The sequence below is a fragment of the Nonomuraea guangzhouensis genome, from assembly GCF_019396345.1.
Lineage (GTDB): Bacteria > Actinomycetota > Actinomycetes > Streptosporangiales > Streptosporangiaceae > Nonomuraea > Nonomuraea guangzhouensis.
Genome location: NZ_JAHKRM010000067.1, coordinates 1 through 22,196, shown reverse-complemented (window position 1 = coordinate 22,196; position 22,196 = coordinate 1). Strand labels below are relative to the sequence as shown.

Below are 22,196 nucleotides of genomic sequence, written 5' to 3'. Positions count from 1 at the left end.
CCCGCGGATGTGTCTGTGCGAAGAGCGCGACACGCCCGAGCGCGGGGGCGCCGAAACGGGGAGAACCAGCAGGTCATGACACCGGCAGAACCTGCGAAATGAACAAGACGTATTACCGGCCAGCACGAACGGAGTGGCAGTGCCCACTATTCAGCAGTTGGTCCGCAAGGGCCGGCAGGACAAGGTCGCGAAGACCAAGACTCCTGCCCTAAGGGCGAATCCGCAGCGTCGAGGTGTGTGCCAGCGCGTCTACACCACGACCCCTAAGAAGCCCAACTCGGCACTGCGCAAGGTGGCCCGTGTTCGGCTCACCAACGGCATCGAGGTCACGGCTTACATCCCCGGTGTGGGCCACAACCTGCAGGAGCACTCCATCGTGCTCGTGCGCGGCGGTCGTGTGAAGGACCTGCCGGGTGTCCGCTACAAGATCATTCGCGGCTCGCTGGACACCCAGGGTGTCCGCAACCGCAAGCAGGCTCGCAGCAAGTACGGCGCGAAGAGGGAGAAGAGCTAACTATGCCTCGCAAGGGTTCTCCCGGCCGCCGTCAGCTCATGTCTGACCCGGTCTACAGCTCGCCGCTGGTCACCGCTCTGATCAACAAGGTGCTCCTGGACGGCAAGCGTTCCATCGCGCAGTCGATCGTGTACGGCGCCCTTGAGGGCTGCAGGGACAAGACGGGCAACGACCCGGTCGTCACCCTGAAGCGCGCGCTTGACAACGTCAAGCCGACCCTCGAGGTTCGCAGCCGTCGTGTTGGTGGCGCGACCTACCAGGTGCCGGTCGAGGTGCGCGCCGCGCGCAGCACGACCCTGGCCCTGCGCTGGCTGGTGCAGTACTCCCGCGCCCGCCGCGAGAAGACCATGACCGAGCGCCTCATGAACGAGCTCCTGGACGCCAGCAACGGCCTCGGGGCGAGTGTCAAGAAGCGTGAGGACACCCACAAGATGGCCGAGTCCAACAAGGCCTTCGCCCACTACCGCTGGTAACCCCGGCGGGTTCGACGAGACGACGAGGACGCGAGAGAAGTGGCCGCAACGACCGCTCTAGACCTGGCAAAGGTCCGAAACATCGGGATCATCGCCCATATCGACGCGGGTAAGACCACCACGACTGAGCGCATCCTGTTCTACACCGGCATCAACTACAAGATCGGTGAAGTCCACGATGGCGCTGCCACCATGGACTGGATGGAGCAGGAGCAGGAGCGTGGCATCACGATCACGTCCGCTGCGACGACCTGCGAGTGGAACGGTCACACGATCAACCTGATCGACACCCCGGGCCACGTCGACTTCACCATCGAGGTCGAGCGTAACCTCCGTGTCCTCGACGGCGCGGTCACCGTGTTCGACGGTGTCGCGGGCGTCGAGCCGCAGTCGGAGACGGTGTGGCGTCAGGCCGACCGCTACAACGTCCCGCGCATCTGCTTCGTGAACAAGATGGACCGGGTCGGCGCGGAGTTCCACCGCTGCGTCGACATGATGGTCACCCGTCTGGCCGCCACCCCTGCGGTAGTTCAGCTTCCCTGGGGCGTCGAGGCCGGTTTCAAGGGCGTCATCGACCTGGTCCGGATGAAGGGCCTGCTCTGGAGCGAGGACGCGGCCAAGGGCGAGATGTACGACGTCGTCGACATCCCGGCCGACCACGCCGAGGCCGCTCGTGAGTGGCGCGACAAGCTCGTCGAGACCATCGCCGAGAACGACGACGAGATGATGGAGCTCTTCCTCGAGGCCATCGAGCCGACCGAGGAGCAGCTGAAGGCGGCCATCCGCCGCGCGACGCTGTCGAGCGCCGTCAACCCCGTCCTCACCGGCACCGCGTTCAAGAACAAGGGCGTTCAGCCCCTGCTCGACGCGGTGGTCGACTACCTCCCGGCGCCGATCGACATCCCCGCCTTCGCGGGCCACGCGGTCGGCAACGAGGAGAAGGTCATCGAGCGTCACGCGGACCCGAACGACCCGTTCGCCGCGCTGGCCTTCAAGATCGCCAGCGACCCGCACCTGGGCAAGATCACCTACATCCGCATCTACTCGGGCACGCTCGAGACCGGTTCACAGGTCGTCAACTCTGTGAAGGGTAAGAAGGAGCGGATCGGCAAGATCTACCAGATGCACGCCAACAAGCGCGAAGAGCGCCCGTCGGCGTCCGCTGGGCAGATCGTCGCGGTCATGGGTCTCAAGGACACCACGACCGGCGACACCCTGTCCGACCCGGCCAACCAGGTCGTGCTCGAGTCCATGACGTTCCCGGCTCCGGTCATCAACGTCGCGATCGAGCCCAAGACCAAGGGCGACCAGGAGAAGCTGTCGACCGCGATCCAGCGGCTGGCCGAGGAGGACCCGTCCTTCCAGGTCCGTCGTGACGAGGAGACCGGCCAGACGGTCATCTGGGGCATGGGCGAGCTTCACCTGGAGATCCTCGTCGACCGTATGCGTCGCGAGTTCAAGGTCGAGGCCAACGTCGGTCGTCCTCAGGTGGCCTACCGCGAGACCATCCGCCGCACGGTGGACAAGGTCGACTACACCCACAAGAAGCAGACGGGTGGGTCCGGCCAGTTCGCGCGGGTCATCATCAAGCTCGAGCCGCTGGGCGAGGGCAACGACGGCTACGAGTTCGAGAACAAGGTCACGGGTGGCCGGGTCCCGAGGGAGTACATCCCCTCGGTCGACGCGGGTGCCCAGGAGGCCGCCGAGTTCGGCGTGCTGGCCGGCTATCCGATGGTGGGCGTGAAGGTGACGCTGATCGACGGTGCCGCGCACGACGTCGACTCCTCGGAAATGGCCTTCAAGATCGCTGGCTCGATGGCCTTCAAGGAGGCCGCTCGCAAGGCCGACGCCGTACTCCTCGAACCGATGATGGCCGTCGAGGTCACCACGCCCGAGGACTACATGGGTGACGTCATCGGTGACCTCAACGGTCGCCGCGGGCAGATCCAGGCGATGGACGAGCGGGCCGGCGCCCGCGTCGTCTCGGCGCTCGTACCGCTTTCTGAGATGTTCGGCTACGTGGGCGACCTGCGTAGCAAGACGCAGGGGCGCGCGAGCTACAGCATGCAGTTCGACTCCTACTCGGAGGTGCCCCCGGGCATCGCCAAGGAGATCGTCGCGAAGGTCCGGGGCGACTAGTCCCGGAACCCCCGGCCGGGCCCAGCCCAGCCGTCAAGGGGCTTCGGCCTCTGGTGGGGCGGTGCGAGCCGCCTCACCGCCTAGGGGTTCGGGATCACCCGGGCCCGAGTGTGTAGACGCAAGTCAGACAGATTCTCAAGGAGAGAACCAGTGGGCAAGGCCAAGTTCGAGCGGAACAAGCCGCACATGAACATCGGCACCATTGGGCACATCGACCACGGTAAGACCACGCTCACCGCGGCGATCACCAAGGTGCTTCACGACCGTTTCCCCGAGCTGAACAAGGCTACTCCGTTCGACAAGATCGACAAGGCGCCGGAGGAGAAGGCCCGCGGCATCACGATCTCCATCGCGCATGTCGAGTACCAGACGGAGAAGCGCCACTACGCTCACGTGGACTGCCCCGGTCACGCCGACTACGTGAAGAACATGATCACCGGTGCCGCGCAGATGGACGGTGCGATCCTCGTGGTCGCCGCCACTGATGGTCCGATGCCGCAGACGAAGGAGCACGTCCTCCTGGCCCGCCAGGTCGGCGTCCCCTACATCGTCGTGGCCCTCAACAAGGCCGACATGGTCGACGACGAGGAGATCCTGGAGCTCGTCGAGCTCGAGGTCCGTGAGCTGCTCTCGGCTCAGGAGTTCCCCGGCGACGACCTCCCGGTCGTTCGCGTCTCCGCGCTCAAGGCTCTTGAGGGCGACGAGAAGTGGGCCGACAGCATCATCGAGCTGATGGACGCGGTCGACGAGAACGTGCCCGAGCCGCCCCGTGAGACGGACAAGCCGTTCCTCATGCCGGTCGAGGACGTCTTCTCGATCACCGGTCGCGGCACGGTCGTCACCGGCCGTATCGAGCGCGGTGTCGTCAAGACCAACGAGCAGGTCGACATCATCGGCATCAAGGCCGAGAAGACGACCACCACGGTCACCAGCATCGAGATGTTCAACAAGATCCTCGACGAGGGTCACGCGGGCGACAACGCCGCGCTGCTGCTTCGCGGCATCAAGCGCGACGACGTCGAGCGCGGCCAGTGCATCATCAAGCCGGGCACGACCACCCCGCACACCGAGTTCAACGGCCAGGTCTACATCCTGTCGAAGGACGAGGGCGGCCGCCACACGCCGTTCTTCAACAACTACCGCCCGCAGTTCTACTTCCGTACGACTGACGTGACCGGTGTCGTGCACCTCCCCGAGGGCACCGAGATGGTCATGCCGGGCGACAACACCGAGATGCGCGTTGAGCTGATCCAGCCCATCGCCATGGAGGACGGTCTCAAGTTCGCGATCCGTGAGGGTGGCCGCACCGTCGGCGCCGGCCGGGTCATCAAGATCATCAAGTAGTACGATCGCGGGGCGGCGGTCGTCCCTCGGATACCGAGGCCGACCGCCGCACCACGAGAGGGCTGGAGTCCCTACGGCTCCCGCTCTCGGGCCCCACGGGAAAGCCGTGATCTCGCAGTGGCTTCGGAGTGACCGAAGTAACTGCCGGATCACGGAAGAAAACGGCAGATCATCAACGTCTGTCACGTGGGGTTGTGCGGGCTCGACCTGCACGAAATAGCGGCAACAGGCCGCACGATACTTTTTCAGACGACAGCGAAGGACACCGAGGCCACTATGGCGGGACAAAAGATCCGCATCCGGCTTAAGGCCTATGACCACGAGGTCATCGACAGCTCGGCCAAGAAGATCGTCGAGACGGTGACGCGGACTGGCGCGAAGGTCGCGGGCCCGGTGCCGCTGCCGACCGAGAAGAACGTGTACTGCGTCATCCGCTCGCCGCACAAGTACAAGGACAGCCGCGAGCACTTCGAGATGCGCACGCACAAGCGGCTGATTGACATCATCGACCCGACGCCCAAGACCGTCGACTCGCTCATGCGGCTCGACCTCCCCGCGGGTGTCGACATTTCGATCAAGCTCTGAGGGAACGCACTGACATGGCTAAGACGATCAAGGGCGTCCTGGGCAAGAAGCTCGGCATGACCCAGGTCTTCGACGCGGACAACCGGATGGTTCCGGTGACCGTGGTCGAGGCCGGTCCGTGCGTGGTTACCAGGGTCCGCACCGCCGACAAGGATGGCTATTCCGCCGTTCAGCTCGGCTTCGGACAGGTCGACCCACGGAAGGTCAACAAGCCGCTCGGCGACTACCTGCGTAAGCACGACATCACCCCGCGCCGTTACTTCGCGGAGATCCGCACCGACGACGCCAGCGACTACACCCTGGGCCAGGAACTCCTGGCCGACACCTTCGAGGCCGGCCAGTTCGTCGACGTGACGGGCAAGAGCAAGGGCAAGGGCTTCGCCGGTGTCATGAAGCGACACGGCTTCAAGGGCCTTAGCGCGTCGCACGGTACGCAGCGCAAGCACCGCTCGCCGGGTTCCATCGGTGGCTGCGCCACCCCGGGCCGCGTATTCAAGGGTCTGCGCATGGCTGGTCGGATGGGTAACGTCCGCACCACTGTGCAGAGCCTCAAGGTTCACGCCGTCGACGTCGAGAACGGTCTCATCCTGATCAAGGGTGCGATCCCCGGCGCCAACGGCAGCCTGGTCCTCGTCCGCACCGCTGCCAAGAAGGGGGCTGCCAAGTGACCAGCATTGACGTCCTCGACGCCAGCGGTTCCAAGGCCGGCACCGTCGACCTGCCCGAAGACATCTTCGGCGCCAAGGTCAACATTCCGCTGATCCACCAGGTGGTCGTGGCCCAGCTCGCCGCTCGCCGGCAGGGCACCCACAAGGCCAAGACCCGTGGTGAGGTCAGAGGCGGCGGCAAGAAGCCGTACCGCCAGAAGGGCACCGGTCGCGCCCGTCAGGGCTCGACCCGCGCGCCGCAGTTCACCGGTGGTGGCGTCGTCCACGGCCCGGTGCCGCGCGACTACTCGCAGCGGACGCCCAAGAAGATGAAGGTCGCCGCCCTGCGCGGTGCCCTGTCCGACAGGGCCAGCGGCGGGCGCGTGCACGTCGTGAGCGGTCTGGTCACCGGCGAGACGCCGAAGACCAAGGCGGCTCTCGAGGCCCTGCGTAAGATCACCCAGTCCAGGACCGTCCTCCTCGTCGTCGACGAGGCCGACGAGCTGACCTGGCTGAGCCTGCGCAACGCTCCCGAGGTCCACCTGCTGGACTCCGGGCAGCTCAACACCTACGACGTGCTCTGCCACGACGACGTGGTCTTCACCCAGGAGGCGTACGACCAGGTCGTGGCGCGGCTGTCGGCAGGGTCGGCCAATGCGAGTGAAGGGGCAGACGCCTGATGGAGAAGATCGCCGACCCGCGCGACATCATCATCAAGCCGGTCGTCTCTGAGAAGAGCTACGGCCTGATCGATGAGAACAACAAGTACACGTTCCTGGTGCGCAACTCCGCGAACAAGACCCAGGTCAAGATCGCCGTTGAGCAGATCTTCGGGGTCAAGGTCACCAGCGTGAACACGATCAACCGGCAGGGCAAGCGCAAGCGCACCCGCACCGGTTTCGGCAAGCGTCCCGACACCAAGCGCGCGATTGTGAGCCTGGTCGAGGGCGATCGGATCGACATCTTCGGTCAGATCGGCTAGCAGCCATAGAAGTAGGCGGGCCGTACGGCCTGCCAGGGGTAGAGACCGTCGCACGTGCGTGCGGCGGGCTCACCCATGTAACCGACGAAGGATGAACGAAAAAGATGGGCATCCGTAAGTACAAGCCGACGACTCCGGGTCGCCGCGGGTCGAGTGTCTCGGACTTCTCCGAGATCACCCGCAGCACGCCCGAGAAGTCGTTGCTTGCGCCCCTTCACAGCAAGGGCGGCCGCAACGTACACGGCCGGGTCACCGCTCGCCACCAAGGCGGCGGTCACAAGCGCGCCTACCGGATCATCGACTTCCGTAGGCATGACAAGGACGGCATCCCGGCGAAGGTCGCTCACATCGAGTACGACCCCAACCGCACCGCCAACATCGCTCTGCTGCACTACGCCGACGGCGAGAAGCGCTACATCATCGCGCCGACCGGCCTGAAGCAGGGTGACCGCATCGAGAACGGCGCCGGGGCCGACATCAAGCCGGGCAACTGCCTGCCGCTGCGCAACATCCCGACGGGTACCTTCATCCACGCGGTGGAGCTCCGTCCGGGCGGCGGCGCCAAGCTCGGCCGCTCCGCGGGCGCTCAGATCCAGCTGCTCGCCAAGGAAGGCCAGTACGCCACGCTGCGTATGCCGTCCGGCGAAATGCGCATGGTCGACGTGCGGTGCCGGGCGTCGGTGGGTCAGGTCGGCAACGCCGAGCAGGCCAACATCAACTGGGGCAAGGCCGGCCGTATGAGGTGGAAGGGCAAGCGCCCGACCGTCCGCGGTGTCGCCATGAACCCGGTGGACCACCCGCACGGTGGTGGTGAGGGTAAGACCTCCGGTGGTCGCCACCCGGTGAACCCGAAGGGCAAGCCCGAGGGCCGCACCCGCCAGGCCAACAAGTCCAGCGACCGGCTGATCATCCGCCGCCGGAGCAAGAGGAAGAAGCGGTAGGAGCAGCCGATATGCCACGTAGCCTTAAGAAGGGTCCCTTCGTGGACGACCACCTCGCTAAGAAGGTGGACGCCCAGAACGAGAAGGGCACCAAGACCGTTATCAAGACGTGGTCGCGGCGCTCCATGATCGTGCCGGACATGCTCGGGCACACGATCGCCGTGCACGACGGCCGCAAGCACGTCCCGGTGTTCGTCACCGAGTCGATGATCGGCCACAAGCTGGGAGAGTTCGCCCCGACGCGTACCTTCCGCAGCCACGTCAAGGAAGATCGCCGCAGCCGGCGATAGACGCCTTCAGAAGCAGTTAAGAGGAGTAAGCGATGGAAGCCAGGGCTCAGGCGCGGTTCGTCCGCGTCACGCCCCTCAAGGCCCGCCGCGTGGTGGACCTTATTCGCGGGCTGCCCGCTTCGGAGGCGCAGGCCGTGCTGCAGTTCGCTCCCCAGTCGGCGAGCGAGCCGATCTACAAGGTGCTCTCGAGCGCCATGGCAAATGCAGAGCACAACTTCGATCTCGACCCCCAGACGCTCTTCGTGAGCCGGGCGTGGGTCGATGAGGGCCCGACGCTGAAGCGGTTCCGTCCGCGTGCCCAGGGTCGTGCCTATCGGATCAACAAGCGGACGAGCCACATCACCGTGATCGTGGAGTCCCGCGAGCCGAAGGGAAGGACCCGATAGTGGGCCAGAAGGTTAACCCGCACGGGTTCCGCCTCGGCATCACGACCGACTTCAAGAGCCGGTGGTACGCCGACAAGCTGTACAAGTCGTACGTCGCCGAGGACGTGTCGATCCGTCGCATGCTGCAGAAGGGCATGGAGCGGGCCGGCATCTCCAAGGTGGAGATCGAGCGCACGACCGACCGCGTCCAGGTCGACATCCACACCGCCCGGCCGGGCATCGTCATCGGCCGTCGCGGCGCGGAGGCCGACCGCATCCGCGGTGACCTGGAGAAGCTGACCAAGAAGCAGGTCCAGCTCAACATCCTCGAGGTGAAGAACCCCGAGATCGACGCCCAGCTCGTCGCGCAGGGTGTCGCCGAGCAGCTCTCCAGCCGTGTCTCGTTCCGTCGTGCCATGCGCAAGGCCATGCAGTCGGCCATGAAGAGCGGCGCCAAGGGCATCCGGGTGCAGTGCTCGGGCCGTCTTGGCGGCGCTGAGATGTCGAGGTCGGAGTTCTACCGCGAGGGCCGGGTGCCGCTGCACACGCTCCGCGCGGACATCGACTACGGCTTCTACGAGGCCCGCACCACCTTCGGCCGCATCGGCGTGAAGGTATGGATCTACAAGGGCGAGGCGCCCACCAGCCGCGCTGAGCGTGAGGCGGCCGCTGCCGGTGCCCGCGCCGGTCAGCGTCGCGAGCGTGACGACCGTCGCGGTGGCGGCGGTGGCGGTGGCGAGCGTCCGCGCCGTGGTGGCGCCGGTGGCGCCCGTCGCGGTGGCGGCCGTGGAGACCGAGCCCCCAGGACTGAGGCGGCCGCACAGGCTGCCCCCGAGACCGGCCCGGCTGCGCAGCCGGGTGCTGAAGGGAGCTGACCATGCTGATCCCGCGCAGGGTCAAGCACCGCAAGCAGCACCGGCCCGACCGCAGCGGCGCCGCCAAGGGCGGCACCAGGGTCGTGTTCGGCGAGTTCGGCATCCAGGCTGTTGAGCACTCCTACGTGACCAACCGCCAGATCGAGTCGGCTCGTATTGCGATGACCCGTCACATCAAGCGTGGTGGAAAGGTGTGGATCAACATCTACCCCGACCGCCCGCTGACCAAGAAGCCGGCTGAGACCCGCATGGGTTCCGGTAAGGGTTCGCCCGAGTGGTGGATCGCCAACGTCAAGCCGGGTCGCGTCATGTTCGAGCTTTCCGGTGTCGCCGAGTCGGTCGCCCGCGAGGCGCTCACTCGCGCGATCCACAAGCTGCCCATGAAGTGCAAGATCGTTAAGCGTGAAGTTGGTGAGGCGTGATGGCTAAGGGCCTGACCGCCGGCGAGCTGCGAGTCGAGGACGAGGACACCCTGGTCCAGAAGCTCAAGGAAGCCAAGGAGGAGCTGTTCAACCTCCGCTTCCAGGCAGCGACCGGACAGTTGGAGAGCCACGGGCGGCTGCGTGCCGTCCGCCGCGAGATCGCCCGTATCTACACCGTGATGCGCGAGCGCGAGCTTGGCATCATCACGGTTGAGAAGGAGACGAGCGATGGCTGAGACCGAGACCACAGAGACCACCGAGACGAACGACGACGCGCGGAACTTCCGCAAGGTCCGTGAGGGCCTGGTCGTCAGCGACAAGATGGACAAGACCGTCGTCGTCGCCGTCGAGGACCGTGTCAAGCACCGTCTGTACGGCAAGGTCATTCGCCGTACGACCAAGTACAAGGCACACGACGAGGCCAACGCCTGTGGTGTCGGCGACCGTGTGCTTCTGATGGAGACCCGCCCCCTCTCCGCCACCAAGCGGTGGAGGGTCGTGGAGATCCTCGAGAAGGCCAAGTAACACTTCTCGGATATACCGCGCCTCGTGGGGGCCGCCAAGGCCCCCATGACGGTGTCCAAGGACGCGAGGCCCCGGCCTCGCGTCGCCTGCGGTGCGGCTCCAGGAGCTGTGGCCGGAGGAAAAAGACCATACAAGTTCCGCCAGGCTCGGCAATGACGAGAACCAGCGCGACTAATCAGGAGAAGAAACGTGATCCAGCAGGAGTCGCGGCTCAAGGTCGCCGACAACACGGGTGCCAAGGAGATTCTTTGCATCCGCGTTCTCGGTGGCTCGGGCCGACGCTACGCCGGTATCGGCGACGTGATCGTCGCCACTGTCAAGGATGCCCTGCCCGGTAGCACGGGCGTCAAGAAGGGCGACGTGGTCAAGGCCGTAATCGTCCGCACGGTCAAGGAGCGCCGCCGGCCCGACGGCTCCTACATCCGCTTCGACGAGAACGCCGCCGTCATCATCAAGGACAGCGGCGACCCTCGTGGCACCCGTATCTTCGGCCCGGTCGGCCGTGAGCTGCGCGACAAGAAGTTCATGCGCATCATCTCGCTCGCCCCGGAGGTGCTGTAATGCCGAAGCTGCATGTGAAGAAGGGTGACCTCGTCCAGGTCATCGCCGGTAAGGACAAGGGTGCCAAGGGTCATGTCATCGCCACCCTCCCGCGGGAGGACCGCGTGGTGGTCGAGGGCATCAACATGATCAAGAAGCACACCAAGGAGACCCACCAGGGTCCGCGCGGCGCCAAGACCGGCGGTGTGCAGACCATGGAGGCTCCCATCCACGTGAGCAACGTGAAGAAGCTCAAGGACGAGAAGCGCGACGACAAGCCCGCCGCCAAGAAGGCCGACGACAAGGCCGACGAGACGGGTGAGGACAGCTGATGACTGCCACGACTACTGAGACCGAGCGTCCGACGCCGCGCCTCAAGACGAAGTACCGCGAGGAGATCGCGGCCAAGCTTCGCGAGGACTTCGGCATCGAGAACGTCATGCAGATCCCCGGCCTGGTGAAGATCAAGGTCAACATGGGTGTCGGCGAGGCGGCTCGCGACTCGAAGCTCATCGAGGGGGCCGTTCGCGACCTCACCGTGATCACCGGTCAGAAGCCGGCCGTCGTCCGGGCGCGCAAGTCCATCGCCCAGTTCAAGCTGCGCGAGGGCATGCCGATCGGCGCGCACGTCACCCTCCGCGGCGACCGGATGTGGGAGTTCCTCGACAGGCTTCTGTCGCTGGCGCTGCCCCGCATCAGGGACTTCCGTGGCCTGTCGCCCAAGCAGTTCGACGGCAACGGCAACTACACGTTCGGTCTGACCGAGCAGGTCATGTTCCACGAGGTCGACCAGGACAAGGTCGACCGGCCGCGGGGCATGGACATCACGGTCGTGACCACCGCGAAGAACGACGACCAGGGCCGGGCGCTGCTGAAGCTCCTCGGGTTCCCCTTCAAGGAGGCCTGATCATGGCGAAGAAGTCGCTGATCGCCAAGGCAGGGCGTAAGCAGAAGTTCGAAGTCCGGGCGTACACCCGTTGCACGCGTTGTGGCCGGCCCCGCGCCGTCTACCGCAAGTTCGGGCTCTGCCGTGTGTGCTTCCGTGAGATGGCGCACCGGGGCGAGCTGCCTGGCATCACCAAGTCCAGCTGGTAGTTACCCTAGGGGGCGGCCACGTGTCGCCCCCTCGGGGCTGCCGGCCGTACATATGTAGAACTGTCAAACCAGGGTGCTCTCGCGGAGAGCATCCATGACCGCGCCGAAGGTCCACCGGTAGAGCTCTGCTTCACCGACTGGAAACCGCGGCGAGGAAGGCCACTGGCCATGACGATGACCGACCCGATCGCAGACATGCTGACGCGTCTGCGTAATGCGAACTCGGCGTACCACGACAGCGTGACGATGCCGTATTCGAAGATCAAGGCGCACATCGCCGAGATCCTCCAGCAGGAGGGTTACATCCAGGCTTGGACCGTCGAAGACGCCAAGGTTGGCAAGAACCTCGTGGTGGAGCTCAAGTTCGGGCCTACCCGTGAGCGGTCGCTCGCGGGACTGCGCCGGGTGTCGAAGCCCGGTCTGCGGGTGTATGCGAAGAAGGACAATCTGCCTCGAGTCCTGGGTGGGCTGGGTGTCGCGATCATCTCGACGTCCGCCGGCCTCATGACCGACAAGCAGGCCGGCAAGCGTGGTGTGGGCGGGGAAGTCCTCGCCTACGTCTGGTAGAGGGGAGGAACACAGCATGTCGAGAATCGGACGGCTGCCCATCCCTGTGCCGAATGGCGTAGACATCGCGATCAGCGGCCAGGATGTTCAGGTCAAGGGCCCGAAGGGCACGCTTTCTCATACGGTCGCGGAGCCCATCGCGGTGGGTCGCGACGACGACGGCGCTATCGCCGTCACCCGGCCGAACGACGAGAACAAGGTTCGTGCGCTGCACGGCCTGTCGCGGACGCTGATCGCCAACATGGTGCAGGGCGTCACGCAGGGCTACTCCAAGACCTTGGAGATCGTCGGCGTCGGTTACCGCGTCCAGGCCAAGGGCCCGACGCAGCTGGAGTTCGCACTGGGCTTCAGCCACCCGGTCATCGTCGACGCCCCCGAGGGCGTCACCTTCCGTGTCGAGAGGCCGACCCTGTTCCACGTGGACGGCATCGACAAGCAGAAGGTCGGCGAGGTCGCGGCCAACATCCGCAAGTTGCGCAAGCCTGACCCGTACAAGGGCAAGGGTGTGCGTTACCAGGGCGAACAGATCCGCCGCAAGGTCGGAAAGGCTGGTAAGTAGGCATGGCTCCGAAGACTGCGTTCGGCAAGCACACGGCTGCCCGCAGCGTCTCGCGGGCCCGCCGTCACCGCCGCGTCCGCAAGAACGTCGTCGGTACGGCCGCGCGTCCGCGCCTGGTCGTCAACCGCTCGACTCGTCACCTGTTCGTGCAGATCGTGGACGACTCCGTCGGCCACACGCTGGTGAGCGCGTCCACCATGGACTCCGCGCTGCGCACGCTCGAGGTTGACAAGACCGAGAAGGCCAAGAAGGTCGGCGAGCTCCTCGCTCAGCGGGCCAAGGAAGCCGGGATCACCGCGGTTGTGTTCGACCGTGGTGGCAACCGCTACGCAGGGCGCATCGCCGCTCTGGCGGACAGCGCCCGCGAAGGCGGGCTCGAGTTCTGATGCGGGCCCGGATATCGCAACTAATGGCAACTGAGATGAGGAACCACTGATGGCTGCAGCTCCGCGTCGCGGTGGCGGCACCGGTGGCGAGCGGCGTGACCGTCGTGACGATCGCCGCGGCGGCGCCGCCGACAAGGGCGTCTCGTACATCGAGCGCGTAGTGAAGATCAACCGAGTGGCCAAGGTCGTGAAGGGTGGTCGTCGCTTCAGCTTCACCGCCCTCGTCGTCGTCGGTGACGGCAACGGCCTGGTCGGCGTCGGCTATGGCAAGGCCAAGGAAGTCCCCGCGGCCATCGCCAAGGGTGTCGAGGAAGCGAAGAAGCACTTCTTCAAGGTGCCTCGCATCCAGGGCACCATCCCGCACACCGTGCAGGGTGAAGAGGCGGCCGGTGTCGTCTTCCTGCGTCCGGCCTCCGCCGGTACCGGCGTCATCGCCGGTGGCCCGGTGCGCGCCGTACTCGAGTGCGCCGGGATCCACGACGTCCTGTCCAAGTCGCTCGGCTCGGACAACCCGATCAACATCGTGCACGCCACGGTGGCGGCTCTGAAGGGTCTTTCCCGGCCCGAGGAGATCGCCGCCCGTCGTGGGCTGCCGATCGAGGACGTCGCTCCGGCCAGGATGCTGAAGGCTCAGCGCGAAGGCATCGCCGAAGCGGCGGCCGCCAAGGCGGTGAGCTAGTCATGGCACGCCTGAAGATCACTCAGGTTCGCTCGAAGATCGGTGGCAAGCAGAACCAGCGTGACTCGCTGCGTTCGCTTGGCCTGAAGCGAATCGGCGATGTCGTCGTCAAGGAGGACCGGCCCGAGATTCGCGGCATGGTCTCCGTGGTGACGCACCTCGTCGAGGTGGAAGAGGTCGACTAGTCATGACTGACAAGGCTCCGCTCAAGATTCACGACCTGCGTCCGGCCCCCGGCGCCAACAAGGCCAAGATCCGCAAGGGTCGTGGCGAGGCGTCCAAGGGTAAGACGGCCGGTCGCGGCACCAAGGGCAGTCACGCCCGCACGACGGTCCCCCTCGGTTTCGAGGGTGGCCAGGTGCCGCTGCAGAGGCGTCTGCCGAAGCTCAAGGGCTTCTCCAACGCGCTGTTCAAGACGACCTACCAGGTTGTCAATCTGGACAGAATCGGCGAGTTGTTCCCCGAGGGTGGCGAGGTCACCGTCGAGACGCTGGTCGCCAAGGGTGCTGTCCGCAAGAACCAGCTGGTGAAGGTGCTCGGCACCGGCGAGATCTCGGTCGCGGTCAACGTGCAGGCTCACGCCTTCTCGTCCGCCGCGAAGGAGAAAATCGCCGCTGCTGGGGGTTCCGTTACCGAGCTGTAAGAGCTATTACGAGGCGTGGGGGCTCTGTCCATGGGCCCCCACGCCCGTAGTGCGTTAGAGTTCGCGAGACGGCAGGCTTCTGTCCGGCTCGTTTTACCAGAGACTTCTGATGGCAGATCCCCGCACCATCGCATACTCACACCGCCTTATAGGCGCGCAGGAGGGACCGTGCTGACCGCGTTTACCCGGGCGTTCCGGACGCCGGACCTGCGCAAGAAGTTGCTCTTCACTCTGGGCATCATCGCGCTGTTCCGTCTCGGCTCGGTTCTTCCGACTCCGGGCGTTCACGTCCAGAACCTTGCGTCCTGTTTTGATCAGGTCCGCAATGGTGAAAACGGCAATATCTACGGGATGGTGCAGCTGTTCAGCGGCGGCGCGCTCCTGAAGCTGTCGGTGTTCGCTCTGGGCATCATGCCGTACATCACGGCAAGCATCATCCTTCAACTTCTCGTCGTCGTGATCCCACGCCTCGAAGCCCTCAAGAAGGAGGGACAGGCCGGTCAGACGAAGATCACCCAATATACGCGTTACCTGACGATCGGTCTGGGCATTCTGCAGTCGACCGCGTTCATCGCGCTCGCGCGTTCCGGTCAGCTCTTCCAGGGTTGCGACAAGGACGTCCTGCTTGACCCCGACAACATCTTCATGATCATCACCATGGTCGTCATCATGACGGCCGGCACCTCGGTGATCATGTGGCTGGGCGAGCTCATCACCGACCGTGGTGTGGGCAACGGCATGTCGATCCTGATCTTCACGCAGGTCGTCGCGGTCTTCCCGTCCGAGCTGGCCAGCATCTTCCAGGCCAACAAGTTCACCTTCGCGGTCGTCATGGTGGTCGGTGTCTTCATGATCGCCGCCGTGGTCTTCGTCGAGCAGGCGCAGCGCCGCATTCCCGTCCAGTACGCCAAGCGGATGGTCGGGCGCAGGATGTACGGCGGCACGTCCACCTACATCCCGCTGAAGGTCAACCAGGCCGGCATCATCCCGGTCATCTTCGCGTCCTCGCTGCTCTACCTGCCGCAGCTCCTGACCTCGCTCTTCGCCAACGCGGAGTCGCCGAACGCGGTCGTGGAGTGGATCTCGCAGAACCTCACCAAGGGTGACACGCCCGTCTACATGATCACGTTCTTCGTCCTGATCGTGTTCTTCACCTACTTCTACGTGTCCATCACGTTCAACCCCACTGAAGTAGCTGACAACATGAAGAAGTACGGTGGGTTCATTCCGGGCATCCGTCCGGGCCGGCCGACGGCTGGCTACCTGAGTTTTGTGCTCACCCGTCTGACCGCCCCTGGCGCTCTCTATCTGGGTCTGATCGCCATGATCCCGATCGTCGCGCTCGCGGTGGCCGGGGCGAGCCAGAACTTCCCGTTCGGAGGGACGAGCATTCTCATCATGGTTGGCGTCGGCCTGGACACCGTGAAGCAGATCGAGAGCCAGTTGCAGCAGCGTAATTACGAAGGCTTCCTGCGGTAGTGCGTCTCGTTCTAGTCGGGCCCCCCGGAGCGGGTAAGGGGACACAGGCCCAGTACATCGCGTCGAACCTGTCAATCCCGAAGATCTCGACAGGTGACATCTTCCGTGCCAACGTCTCCGGGGGCACGGAGCTCGGCAAGCTCGCCAAGGCTTACATGGACCGTGGCGACCTGGTGCCTGACAAGGTCACCATCGCCATGGTCCGTGATCGCCTCGCCGAGGACGACGCGCAGGACGGTTTCCTGCTCGACGGCTTCCCCAGGAACGTCGCTCAGGCCGAGATCCTGCGCGACATGCTGAAGGAGTGGGGCCAGGCTCTCGACCTGGTCCTGGAGCTCGTGGTTGACGACGACGAGGTGGTCAGGCGGCTGGCCGGCCGGCGCACCTGCAGCCAGTGCGGTCGCATCTGGCACGTCGAGTTCGACGACAAGAAAGACGACAGGTGCGACGCCTGCGGCGGCACGCTGTTCCAGCGTGACGACGACAAGGAGGAGACCGTCAGGCATCGCCTGGAGGTCTACCAGGAGCAGACGGCGCCGCTGGTGTCCTATTACGCGGACGAGGACATCCTCGTGGGTGTCGACGCGACCGGTCCGGTCGAGGAGGTAACCCAGCGGGCCATGGAGGCCATCAGCCCTTTCATGGGGTAGGTCCGATGGCCGAGTGCGGAGGTGGCACGGTTTTCCGTGCCACCTCGCGGCTATTGTGGGGGAATTGGTCTCCCACGACTGCCGGTTGAGACCCCGGGAGGTGCCACACGTGTTCAAGAAGAACAAGCATGGAATCCAGATCAAGACGACCGAGCAGCTCGACAAGATGCGAGCGGCCGGTCTGGTGGTCGGACGCACGCTCGACCTGCTGAAGCGCTCGGTCGAGCCGGGGATGACGCCCCTGGACCTCGACGCCATCGCCGAGAAGGCGATCAGGGACGAGGGCGCGATCCCGTCGTTCAAGGGCTACCAGGGGTTCCCCGCCACGATCTGCGCCTCCGTCAACGACGAAGTGGTGCACGGCATCCCGACGGACGCCCGCGCGCTGCGCGAGGGCGACGTCATCTCCATCGACTGCGGCGCCATCCTCGACGGCTGGCACGGCGACTCCGCGGTCACCGTGCCGGTGGGGGAGGTGGACGCGAAGCTCACCGAGCTGATGCGGATCACCGAGGAGGCGATGTGGCGCGGCATCGCCGCGTTGACCGTCGGCCGCCACCTGTCGGACATCGGGTACGAGGTGGAGCGCTACGTCAAGTCGCAGGGCCGCTTCGGCATCCCCCCGGAGTACGGCGGGCACGGCATCGGCACCGAGATGCACATGGACCCGTGGATCGCCAACCACGGCCGCCCCGGCAAGGGCCCGGTGCTGGAGGCCGGGATGTGCCTGGCCATCGAGCCCATGGTCAACCTGGGCACGGAACGCACCCGCGTACTGGCCGACGATTGGACCGTCGTGACGATCGACGGCAAGCAGTCCGCACACTTCGAACACAGCGTCGCGGTGACACATAATGGTCCTTGGGTGCTTACCGCCCTTGATGGGGGCGAAGAGCGCTTGGCGCAGTCGTAGAACGAGCCGGGAGTGGTGGGTATGGCGCAGAGCCCCGAGATGCGTGCCTCGGACGTCGACCGCGACCGGGTGGCCGCCGTGCTCCGGGAGCACACCGCGCAGGGCCGCATCACGATGGACGAGTTCAACGAGCGCCTCGAACAGCTCTACCAGAGCAAGACGTACGGCGAGCTGGCCCGGCTGACCGCCGACCTGCCGGACGTGGACCTGCGCAACCCGCCCGCCAAGCTGCCCGGCACCGCCCCGGCGCCCAGGAGCGGCATGCATTCGGGGATGCGCGCGGCCTGGGGGGCGTGGGCCGCGGCGAGCTCGATCAACTGGGTGATCTGGCTGATCGTGAGCATCACCTCCGGACACATGATCTATCCCTGGCCGCTGTGGGTGATGGGCCCCTGGGGTGTGATTCTGCTGCTGAGCACCCTCTCCGGAGGCGGACAGAAACGCCGGTGAGTGTGTAGTAGTGCACTGTGTGCATTCGTCCGCAGAAGGCGTGAATTGACCTCCATAACGTAAGCGGTGCCCGGACAAAGAGGGGCTGACCCGAGCAGTCCCAGTCCGGTACGGGGATACCGTCTTACAGGAGGACAAAGTGCGTATCCGTAACCTGCTCGCCGGCACCGCTCTCGCAGGATCGCTGGTCGCCGGAGCACTCGCCATCGCTCCCGCCGCCCAGGCCGACGCCGCTACCGCCACCCAGGCGCAGAGCGCCCAGGCCGCCCCGAAGCACTTCTTCGGTCCCTACTTCTCCAACGGCTCCGAGAACGGCGGCCACGAGTCGTACTTCAAGGGCTACTGGCAGAAGCGCGGCGGCAACTACTACTTCTACGGCGATCTGTACGACCGTCACCACAACGACGGTGACTACAGCTACGTGTGGTTCAAGTACTACGACCACCACGGCAACTTCCACCGCAACTGGTACCGCACCGACGACCGCCGTCACTTCCAGAACATCCGCTTCAAGCGTGACTTCCAGATCCGCGTGTGCGAGGGCAGCACGCGGAACAGCGGCTGCGGCAGCTACCACGACGTCTTCTAAGCGCATCAGGGGAGCTTCATCCCAGGGGGTGTGCTGACCAGCACGAGGCCCGCCGGTTGACCGGCGGGCCTTCGCGCTGTCGCGGGCGCCGGAGGTACACGGATGGTGTAAGCTCGCTCGTGGTTGTGTCAGGACACCTGGCACGCGTTTCGCGTTTTAGTCTCAGGTGTCGTACACTCCTTACTCGGCTCACTATGACTATCACGCGTCGGCGCCCGTTGCCGGTCGCCGCTCTCTTCGAAGCGTGAGGTCGCGGCTGCTTAGTGAACCGGAGCCTCAGACGATCGATCAGTGAAACGCGAGGAATTTTGGCCAAAAAAGACGGCGCCATCGAGATCGAGGGCACTGTGGTCGAGTCGCTCCCGAACGCCATGTTCAGGGTGCAGCTTGACAACGGCCATAAGGTCCTGGCCCACATCAGCGGACGGATGCGGATGCACTACATCCGGATCCTGCCCGACGACCGGGTAGTCGTGGAACTGAGCCCCTACGACCTGAGTCGTGGGCGGATCGTCTACCGATACAAGTAAGACGTCTGAGGAACACGAAGGACAATGAAGGTAAAGCCAAGCGTCAAGAAGATCTGCGACAAGTGCAAGGTGATTCGCCGGCACGGTCGCGTCATGGTGATCTGCGACAACCTGCGCCACAAGCAGCGTCAGGGTTAGTCGCCGCAAGGCTTCTCCGAGTCCGCCCCAGTACGGGAGCGGGCTCGACGCATGAGAAGCCTGAGACAGTAATCGCGCGTCACACCTGAGCAGGCGGCCTGTTTGCAGGCCGTACCACCCAGGAGACCCCCGGTCGGAGGCCGGGGCCCTCACCCCGGGCATGGGGAGGGGACGTGAGGCGCAAGACCTCCGCCACAACGAAGGAGAATGCCCGACCATGGCTCGCCTGGTTGGCGTCGACCTCCCCCGCGAAAAGCGGCTGGAGATCGCTCTCACCTACATTTACGGAATCGGTCGCACCCGCGCGCTGGAGGTCCTCGAGGCCACCGGTGTCAGCGGTGACACCCGCGTCCACCAGCTCACCGACGCTGAGCTCGTCCCGATGCGTGACTACATCGAGGCGAACTTCAAGATCGAAGGTGACCTGCGCCGCGAGGTTCAGGCCGACATTCGTCGCAAGATCGAGATTGGTTGCTACCAGGGCATCCGGCACCGCAAGGGCCTGCCTGTCCACGGTCAGCGCACCCAGACCAACGCGCGCACCCGCAAGGGCAAGAAGAAGACCGTGGCCGGCAAGAAGAAGCCCGGTAAGAAGTAGTCCACGCAGCCGCGGGACCGAACACCTCAGGAGTGAAGGCAAAGGATGCCTCCTAAGAGCCGTCAGGGTGCGCCCAAGAAGGTGCGCCGCAAGGAAAAGAAGAACGTCGCTCATGGGCACGCCCACATCAAGAGCACGTTCAACAACACGATCGTTTCGATCACCGACCCCAGCGGGAACGTGATCTCCTGGGCCAGCGCCGGCCACGTGGGTTTCAAGGGCTCCCGGAAGTCCACCCCGTTCGCCGCTCAGATGGCCGCCGAGAACGCCGCCCGCCGCGCCATGGAGCACGGCATGCGTAAGGTCGACGTCTTCGTCAAGGGTCCCGGCTCCGGCCGTGAGACCGCGATCCGTTCCCTTCAGGCCACCGGGCTCGAAGTGGGCTCGATCCAGGACGTCACCCCGGTTCCGCACAACGGCTGCCGTCCGCCGAAGCGCCGCCGCGTCTGACACCCAGGAGAATCTGAGAAATGGCTCGTTACACGGGTGCGGACTGCAAGCTCTGCCGCCGGGAGAAGACCAAGCTCTTCCTCAAGGGCAGCAAGTGCGAGTCCGCGAAGTGCCCCATCGAGATCCGTCCTTACCCTCCGGGTGAGCACGGCCGCGGACGTCCCAAGGAGTCCGAGTACCAGCTTCAGCTTCGTGAGAAGCAGAAGACCCGCCGCATTTACGGCGTCCTCGAGAAGCAGTTCCACAACTACTACGAGGAAGCCTCTCGCAAGAGCGGCAAGACGGGTGAGGCGCTGCTCCAGATCCTGGAGAGCCGTCTCGACAACGTGGTCTACCGCGCCGGGTTCGCCCAGTCGCGCGACGCCGCTCGCCAGCAGGTCCGTCACGGGCACTTCCTGGTCAACGGCAAGAAGGTCGACATCCCGTCGTACCGCGTGCGTGAGCACGACATCATCGAGGTGCGCGAGACCAAGCGCAACCTGCTGCCGTACGAGGTGGCTCGCGCCACCGCCGGCGACCGCTCGGTCCCGGCGTGGCTCGGCGTCGTGCCGGACAAGATCCGCGTCCTGATCCACCAGCTGCCGGTCCGCCAGCAGATCGACACCCAGGTTCAGGAACAGCTGATCGTCGAGTACTACTCGAAGTAAGTAGTGGTTGAGGTACGGCTCGCCGTACCTCAACTAGGCTTGTATCGGAGTGGCGTCATATAGCGGGCGCCACACGAAAAGGGGAGAACCCGCATGCTGATCGCTCAGCGCCCGACTCTTCTCGAAGAGTCGATCGACGACACCCGATCCCGATTCGTCATCGAGCCGCTGGAGCCGGGTTTCGGCTACACCATCGGCAACTCGGTCCGTCGCACGCTGCTGTCGTCCATTCCGGGCGCGGCCGTGACGAGCATCCGGATCGAGGGCGTGCTGCACGAGTTCTCGACCGTTCCCGGGGTCAAGGAAGACGTCACCGACATCATCCTCAACCTCAAGGAACTCGTCGTCTCGTCCGAGCACGACGAGCCGGTCGTGATGTACCTGCGCAAGCAGGGCCCGGGTGAGGTCACCGCCGCCGACATCGCGCCTCCGGCCGGTGTCGAGGTGCACAACCCCGAGCTGCGCATCGCCACGCTCAACGGCAAGGCGAAGCTGGAGATGGAGCTGACCGTCGAGCGCGGTCGTGGCTACGTCTCCGCCGCCCAGAACAAGCAGCCGGGCCAGGAGATCGGTCGTATTCCGATCGACTCGATCTACTCCCCGGTGCTCAAGGTCACCTACAAGGTCGAGGCGACCCGAGTCGAGCAGCGTACCGACTTCGACCGCCTGATCCTGGACGTCGAGACCAAGCCGGCCATGAAGCCCCGCGACGCGGTGGCCTCCGCCGGTAAGACCCTCGTCGAGCTCTTCGGCCTGGCCCGCGAGCTCAACGTCGAGGCCGAGGGCATCGACATCGGCCCGTCGCCGACCGACGCCGCCCTGGCCGCCGACCTGGCGCTGCCGATCGAGGAGCTGAACCTCACCGTTCGTTCCTACAACTGCCTCAAGCGCGAGGGCATCCACACCGTGGGTGAGCTCGTGGCCCGCAGTGAGCAGGACCTTCTCGATATAAGGAATTTCGGCGCCAAGTCGATCGAAGAGGTCAAGCAGAAGCTGCACGAGATGACGCTGGCGCTCAAGGACTCCCCGCCCGGGTTCGACCCGAGCGCGGTGGCGGGCGCCGGTTACGACGACGACGACAGCGCGTACGTCGAGACCGAGCAGTACTAAGCCATCGCGAGGGCTCTTCCTCGCGAACCCCCGCGCCGGACGGCTCAGCCGCCCCAGATCGGAAGAGCAAA

The 22,196-nt window shown here is 65.2% G+C and carries 36 protein-coding genes; all 36 read left to right on the top strand.

All coding sequences use genetic code 11. The features are described 5' to 3' along the window. Positions 1-139 precede the first annotated feature (139 nt). Complete coding sequence (rpsL, locus tag KME78_RS61830; protein WP_214633169.1) at positions 140-514, top strand: 30S ribosomal protein S12; 375 nt, start codon at positions 140-142, stop codon at positions 512-514. A 2-nt stretch (positions 515-516) separates the two neighbouring features. Beyond that, positions 517-987: a 30S ribosomal protein S7 gene (gene rpsG, locus KME78_RS61825; protein ID WP_138670613.1), complete on the top strand. Its 471-nt coding sequence runs from the start codon at positions 517-519 to the stop codon at positions 985-987. Between the two features lie 39 nt (positions 988-1,026). Continuing rightward, positions 1,027-3,126 (top strand): elongation factor G, encoded by a 2,100-nt coding sequence (fusA, locus tag KME78_RS61820; protein WP_219539604.1) that lies wholly within the window; start codon positions 1,027-1,029, stop codon positions 3,124-3,126. A gap of 150 nt (positions 3,127-3,276) precedes the next feature. Next, complete coding sequence (tuf, locus tag KME78_RS61815) at positions 3,277-4,470, top strand: elongation factor Tu (protein ID WP_219539603.1); 1,194 nt, start codon at positions 3,277-3,279, stop codon at positions 4,468-4,470. Between the two features lie 276 nt (positions 4,471-4,746). After that, entirely contained in the window at positions 4,747-5,055 is a 309-nt protein-coding gene (gene rpsJ, locus KME78_RS61810; protein ID WP_012887830.1) for a 30S ribosomal protein S10, read from the top strand. Between the two features lie 14 nt (positions 5,056-5,069). Further along, entirely contained in the window at positions 5,070-5,723 is a 654-nt protein-coding gene (gene rplC, locus KME78_RS61805; RefSeq protein WP_219539602.1) for a 50S ribosomal protein L3, read from the top strand. Further along, complete coding sequence (rplD, locus tag KME78_RS61800; protein ID WP_219539601.1) at positions 5,720-6,382, top strand: 50S ribosomal protein L4; 663 nt, start codon at positions 5,720-5,722, stop codon at positions 6,380-6,382. The genes rplC and rplD overlap by 4 nt, the downstream gene beginning before the upstream one ends. After that, positions 6,382-6,684, top strand: a complete 303-nt coding sequence (rplW, locus tag KME78_RS61795) for a 50S ribosomal protein L23 (protein WP_219539600.1) — start codon at positions 6,382-6,384, stop codon at positions 6,682-6,684. The genes rplD and rplW overlap by 1 nt, the downstream gene beginning before the upstream one ends. A gap of 104 nt (positions 6,685-6,788) precedes the next feature. Next, positions 6,789-7,625 carry a 50S ribosomal protein L2 gene (gene rplB / locus KME78_RS61790; RefSeq protein ID WP_214633175.1) on the top strand — a complete coding sequence of 279 codons (837 nt, stop codon included), beginning with the start codon at positions 6,789-6,791 and terminating at the stop codon, positions 7,623-7,625. A gap of 11 nt (positions 7,626-7,636) precedes the next feature. Continuing rightward, positions 7,637-7,915: a 30S ribosomal protein S19 gene (gene rpsS, locus KME78_RS61785; RefSeq protein ID WP_219539599.1), complete on the top strand. Its 279-nt coding sequence runs from the start codon at positions 7,637-7,639 to the stop codon at positions 7,913-7,915. 32 nt (positions 7,916-7,947) lie between these two features. After that, positions 7,948-8,301: a 50S ribosomal protein L22 gene (gene rplV, locus KME78_RS61780; RefSeq protein ID WP_219539598.1), complete on the top strand. Its 354-nt coding sequence runs from the start codon at positions 7,948-7,950 to the stop codon at positions 8,299-8,301. Then, a complete protein-coding gene (rpsC, locus tag KME78_RS61775; RefSeq protein ID WP_219539597.1) occupies positions 8,301-9,155 on the top strand; it encodes a 30S ribosomal protein S3 in 855 nt (284 codons plus the stop codon). The genes rplV and rpsC overlap by 1 nt, the downstream gene beginning before the upstream one ends. 2 nt (positions 9,156-9,157) lie before the next feature. Beyond that, positions 9,158-9,577 carry a 50S ribosomal protein L16 gene (rplP, locus tag KME78_RS61770; RefSeq protein ID WP_219539596.1) on the top strand — a complete coding sequence of 140 codons (420 nt, stop codon included), beginning with the start codon at positions 9,158-9,160 and terminating at the stop codon, positions 9,575-9,577. Continuing rightward, positions 9,577-9,813 (top strand): 50S ribosomal protein L29, encoded by a 237-nt coding sequence (gene rpmC / locus KME78_RS61765; RefSeq protein ID WP_214633180.1) that lies wholly within the window; start codon positions 9,577-9,579, stop codon positions 9,811-9,813. The genes rplP and rpmC overlap by 1 nt, the downstream gene beginning before the upstream one ends. Further along, positions 9,806-10,102 (top strand): 30S ribosomal protein S17, encoded by a 297-nt coding sequence (gene rpsQ, locus KME78_RS61760; protein ID WP_219539595.1) that lies wholly within the window; start codon positions 9,806-9,808, stop codon positions 10,100-10,102. Before rpmC ends, rpsQ begins: the two co-directional genes overlap by 8 nt. 189 nt (positions 10,103-10,291) lie before the next feature. Next, on the top strand, positions 10,292-10,663 hold the full coding sequence (gene rplN, locus KME78_RS61755; RefSeq protein WP_026214151.1) for a 50S ribosomal protein L14: 372 nt from the start codon (positions 10,292-10,294) through the stop codon (positions 10,661-10,663). Between the two features lie 8 nt (positions 10,664-10,671). Next, positions 10,672-10,974 carry a 50S ribosomal protein L24 gene (gene rplX, locus KME78_RS61750; protein ID WP_246655029.1) on the top strand — a complete coding sequence of 101 codons (303 nt, stop codon included), beginning with the start codon at positions 10,672-10,674 and terminating at the stop codon, positions 10,972-10,974. Beyond that, entirely contained in the window at positions 10,974-11,549 is a 576-nt protein-coding gene (rplE, locus tag KME78_RS61745) for a 50S ribosomal protein L5 (protein ID WP_214633183.1), read from the top strand. The genes rplX and rplE overlap by 1 nt, the downstream gene beginning before the upstream one ends. Before the next feature lie 2 nt (positions 11,550-11,551). Next, positions 11,552-11,737, top strand: a complete 186-nt coding sequence (locus tag KME78_RS61740; protein WP_090769707.1) for a type Z 30S ribosomal protein S14 — start codon at positions 11,552-11,554, stop codon at positions 11,735-11,737. 168 nt (positions 11,738-11,905) lie between these two features. Further along, on the top strand, positions 11,906-12,304 hold the full coding sequence (gene rpsH / locus KME78_RS61735; RefSeq protein ID WP_192789898.1) for a 30S ribosomal protein S8: 399 nt from the start codon (positions 11,906-11,908) through the stop codon (positions 12,302-12,304). A gap of 16 nt (positions 12,305-12,320) precedes the next feature. Beyond that, on the top strand, positions 12,321-12,863 hold the full coding sequence (rplF, locus tag KME78_RS61730) for a 50S ribosomal protein L6 (protein WP_219539593.1): 543 nt from the start codon (positions 12,321-12,323) through the stop codon (positions 12,861-12,863). A 2-nt stretch (positions 12,864-12,865) separates the two neighbouring features. Next, the gene (gene rplR, locus KME78_RS61725) at positions 12,866-13,249 is read left to right on the top strand and encodes a 50S ribosomal protein L18 (RefSeq protein ID WP_219539592.1); all 384 of its coding nucleotides are present in this window, start codon (positions 12,866-12,868) and stop codon (positions 13,247-13,249) included. 49 nt (positions 13,250-13,298) lie between these two features. Next, positions 13,299-13,928, top strand: coding sequence for a 30S ribosomal protein S5 (gene rpsE / locus KME78_RS61720; protein ID WP_049572667.1), 630 nt, complete (start codon positions 13,299-13,301; stop codon positions 13,926-13,928). Positions 13,929-13,930: 2 nt separating this feature from the next. Beyond that, on the top strand, positions 13,931-14,113 hold the full coding sequence (rpmD, locus tag KME78_RS61715; RefSeq protein WP_080043226.1) for a 50S ribosomal protein L30: 183 nt from the start codon (positions 13,931-13,933) through the stop codon (positions 14,111-14,113). Between the two features lie 2 nt (positions 14,114-14,115). Continuing rightward, on the top strand, positions 14,116-14,571 hold the full coding sequence (gene rplO / locus KME78_RS61710) for a 50S ribosomal protein L15 (RefSeq protein ID WP_219539591.1): 456 nt from the start codon (positions 14,116-14,118) through the stop codon (positions 14,569-14,571). 168 nt (positions 14,572-14,739) lie between these two features. After that, positions 14,740-16,050 (top strand): preprotein translocase subunit SecY, encoded by a 1,311-nt coding sequence (secY, locus tag KME78_RS61705; RefSeq protein ID WP_219539607.1) that lies wholly within the window; start codon positions 14,740-14,742, stop codon positions 16,048-16,050. Continuing rightward, complete coding sequence (locus tag KME78_RS61700) at positions 16,050-16,700, top strand: adenylate kinase (RefSeq protein ID WP_219539590.1); 651 nt, start codon at positions 16,050-16,052, stop codon at positions 16,698-16,700. The genes secY and KME78_RS61700 overlap by 1 nt, the downstream gene beginning before the upstream one ends. A gap of 109 nt (positions 16,701-16,809) precedes the next feature. Beyond that, positions 16,810-17,613: a type I methionyl aminopeptidase gene (gene map, locus KME78_RS61695; RefSeq protein WP_219539589.1), complete on the top strand. Its 804-nt coding sequence runs from the start codon at positions 16,810-16,812 to the stop codon at positions 17,611-17,613. 21 nt (positions 17,614-17,634) lie between these two features. Beyond that, positions 17,635-18,063, top strand: a complete 429-nt coding sequence (locus KME78_RS61690) for a DUF1707 SHOCT-like domain-containing protein (RefSeq protein ID WP_219539588.1) — start codon at positions 17,635-17,637, stop codon at positions 18,061-18,063. Positions 18,064-18,202: 139 nt separating this feature from the next. Continuing rightward, positions 18,203-18,652, top strand: coding sequence for a hypothetical protein (locus KME78_RS61685; protein WP_219539587.1), 450 nt, complete (start codon positions 18,203-18,205; stop codon positions 18,650-18,652). A 308-nt stretch (positions 18,653-18,960) separates the two neighbouring features. Further along, positions 18,961-19,182 carry a translation initiation factor IF-1 gene (gene infA, locus KME78_RS61680; protein WP_012887858.1) on the top strand — a complete coding sequence of 74 codons (222 nt, stop codon included), beginning with the start codon at positions 18,961-18,963 and terminating at the stop codon, positions 19,180-19,182. 24 nt (positions 19,183-19,206) lie between these two features. Further along, positions 19,207-19,320 carry a 50S ribosomal protein L36 gene (gene rpmJ / locus KME78_RS61675; RefSeq protein WP_003956441.1) on the top strand — a complete coding sequence of 38 codons (114 nt, stop codon included), beginning with the start codon at positions 19,207-19,209 and terminating at the stop codon, positions 19,318-19,320. A 217-nt stretch (positions 19,321-19,537) separates the two neighbouring features. Continuing rightward, positions 19,538-19,918 carry a 30S ribosomal protein S13 gene (gene rpsM, locus KME78_RS61670; RefSeq protein WP_214633192.1) on the top strand — a complete coding sequence of 127 codons (381 nt, stop codon included), beginning with the start codon at positions 19,538-19,540 and terminating at the stop codon, positions 19,916-19,918. Positions 19,919-19,963: 45 nt separating this feature from the next. Continuing rightward, the gene (gene rpsK / locus KME78_RS61665) at positions 19,964-20,368 is read left to right on the top strand and encodes a 30S ribosomal protein S11 (protein WP_012887860.1); all 405 of its coding nucleotides are present in this window, start codon (positions 19,964-19,966) and stop codon (positions 20,366-20,368) included. 20 nt (positions 20,369-20,388) lie between these two features. Beyond that, entirely contained in the window at positions 20,389-21,015 is a 627-nt protein-coding gene (gene rpsD / locus KME78_RS61660; RefSeq protein WP_219539586.1) for a 30S ribosomal protein S4, read from the top strand. Between the two features lie 93 nt (positions 21,016-21,108). Beyond that, positions 21,109-22,125, top strand: coding sequence for a DNA-directed RNA polymerase subunit alpha (locus KME78_RS61655; RefSeq protein WP_214633194.1), 1,017 nt, complete (start codon positions 21,109-21,111; stop codon positions 22,123-22,125). The last annotated feature ends 71 nt before the right edge of the window (positions 22,126-22,196 follow it).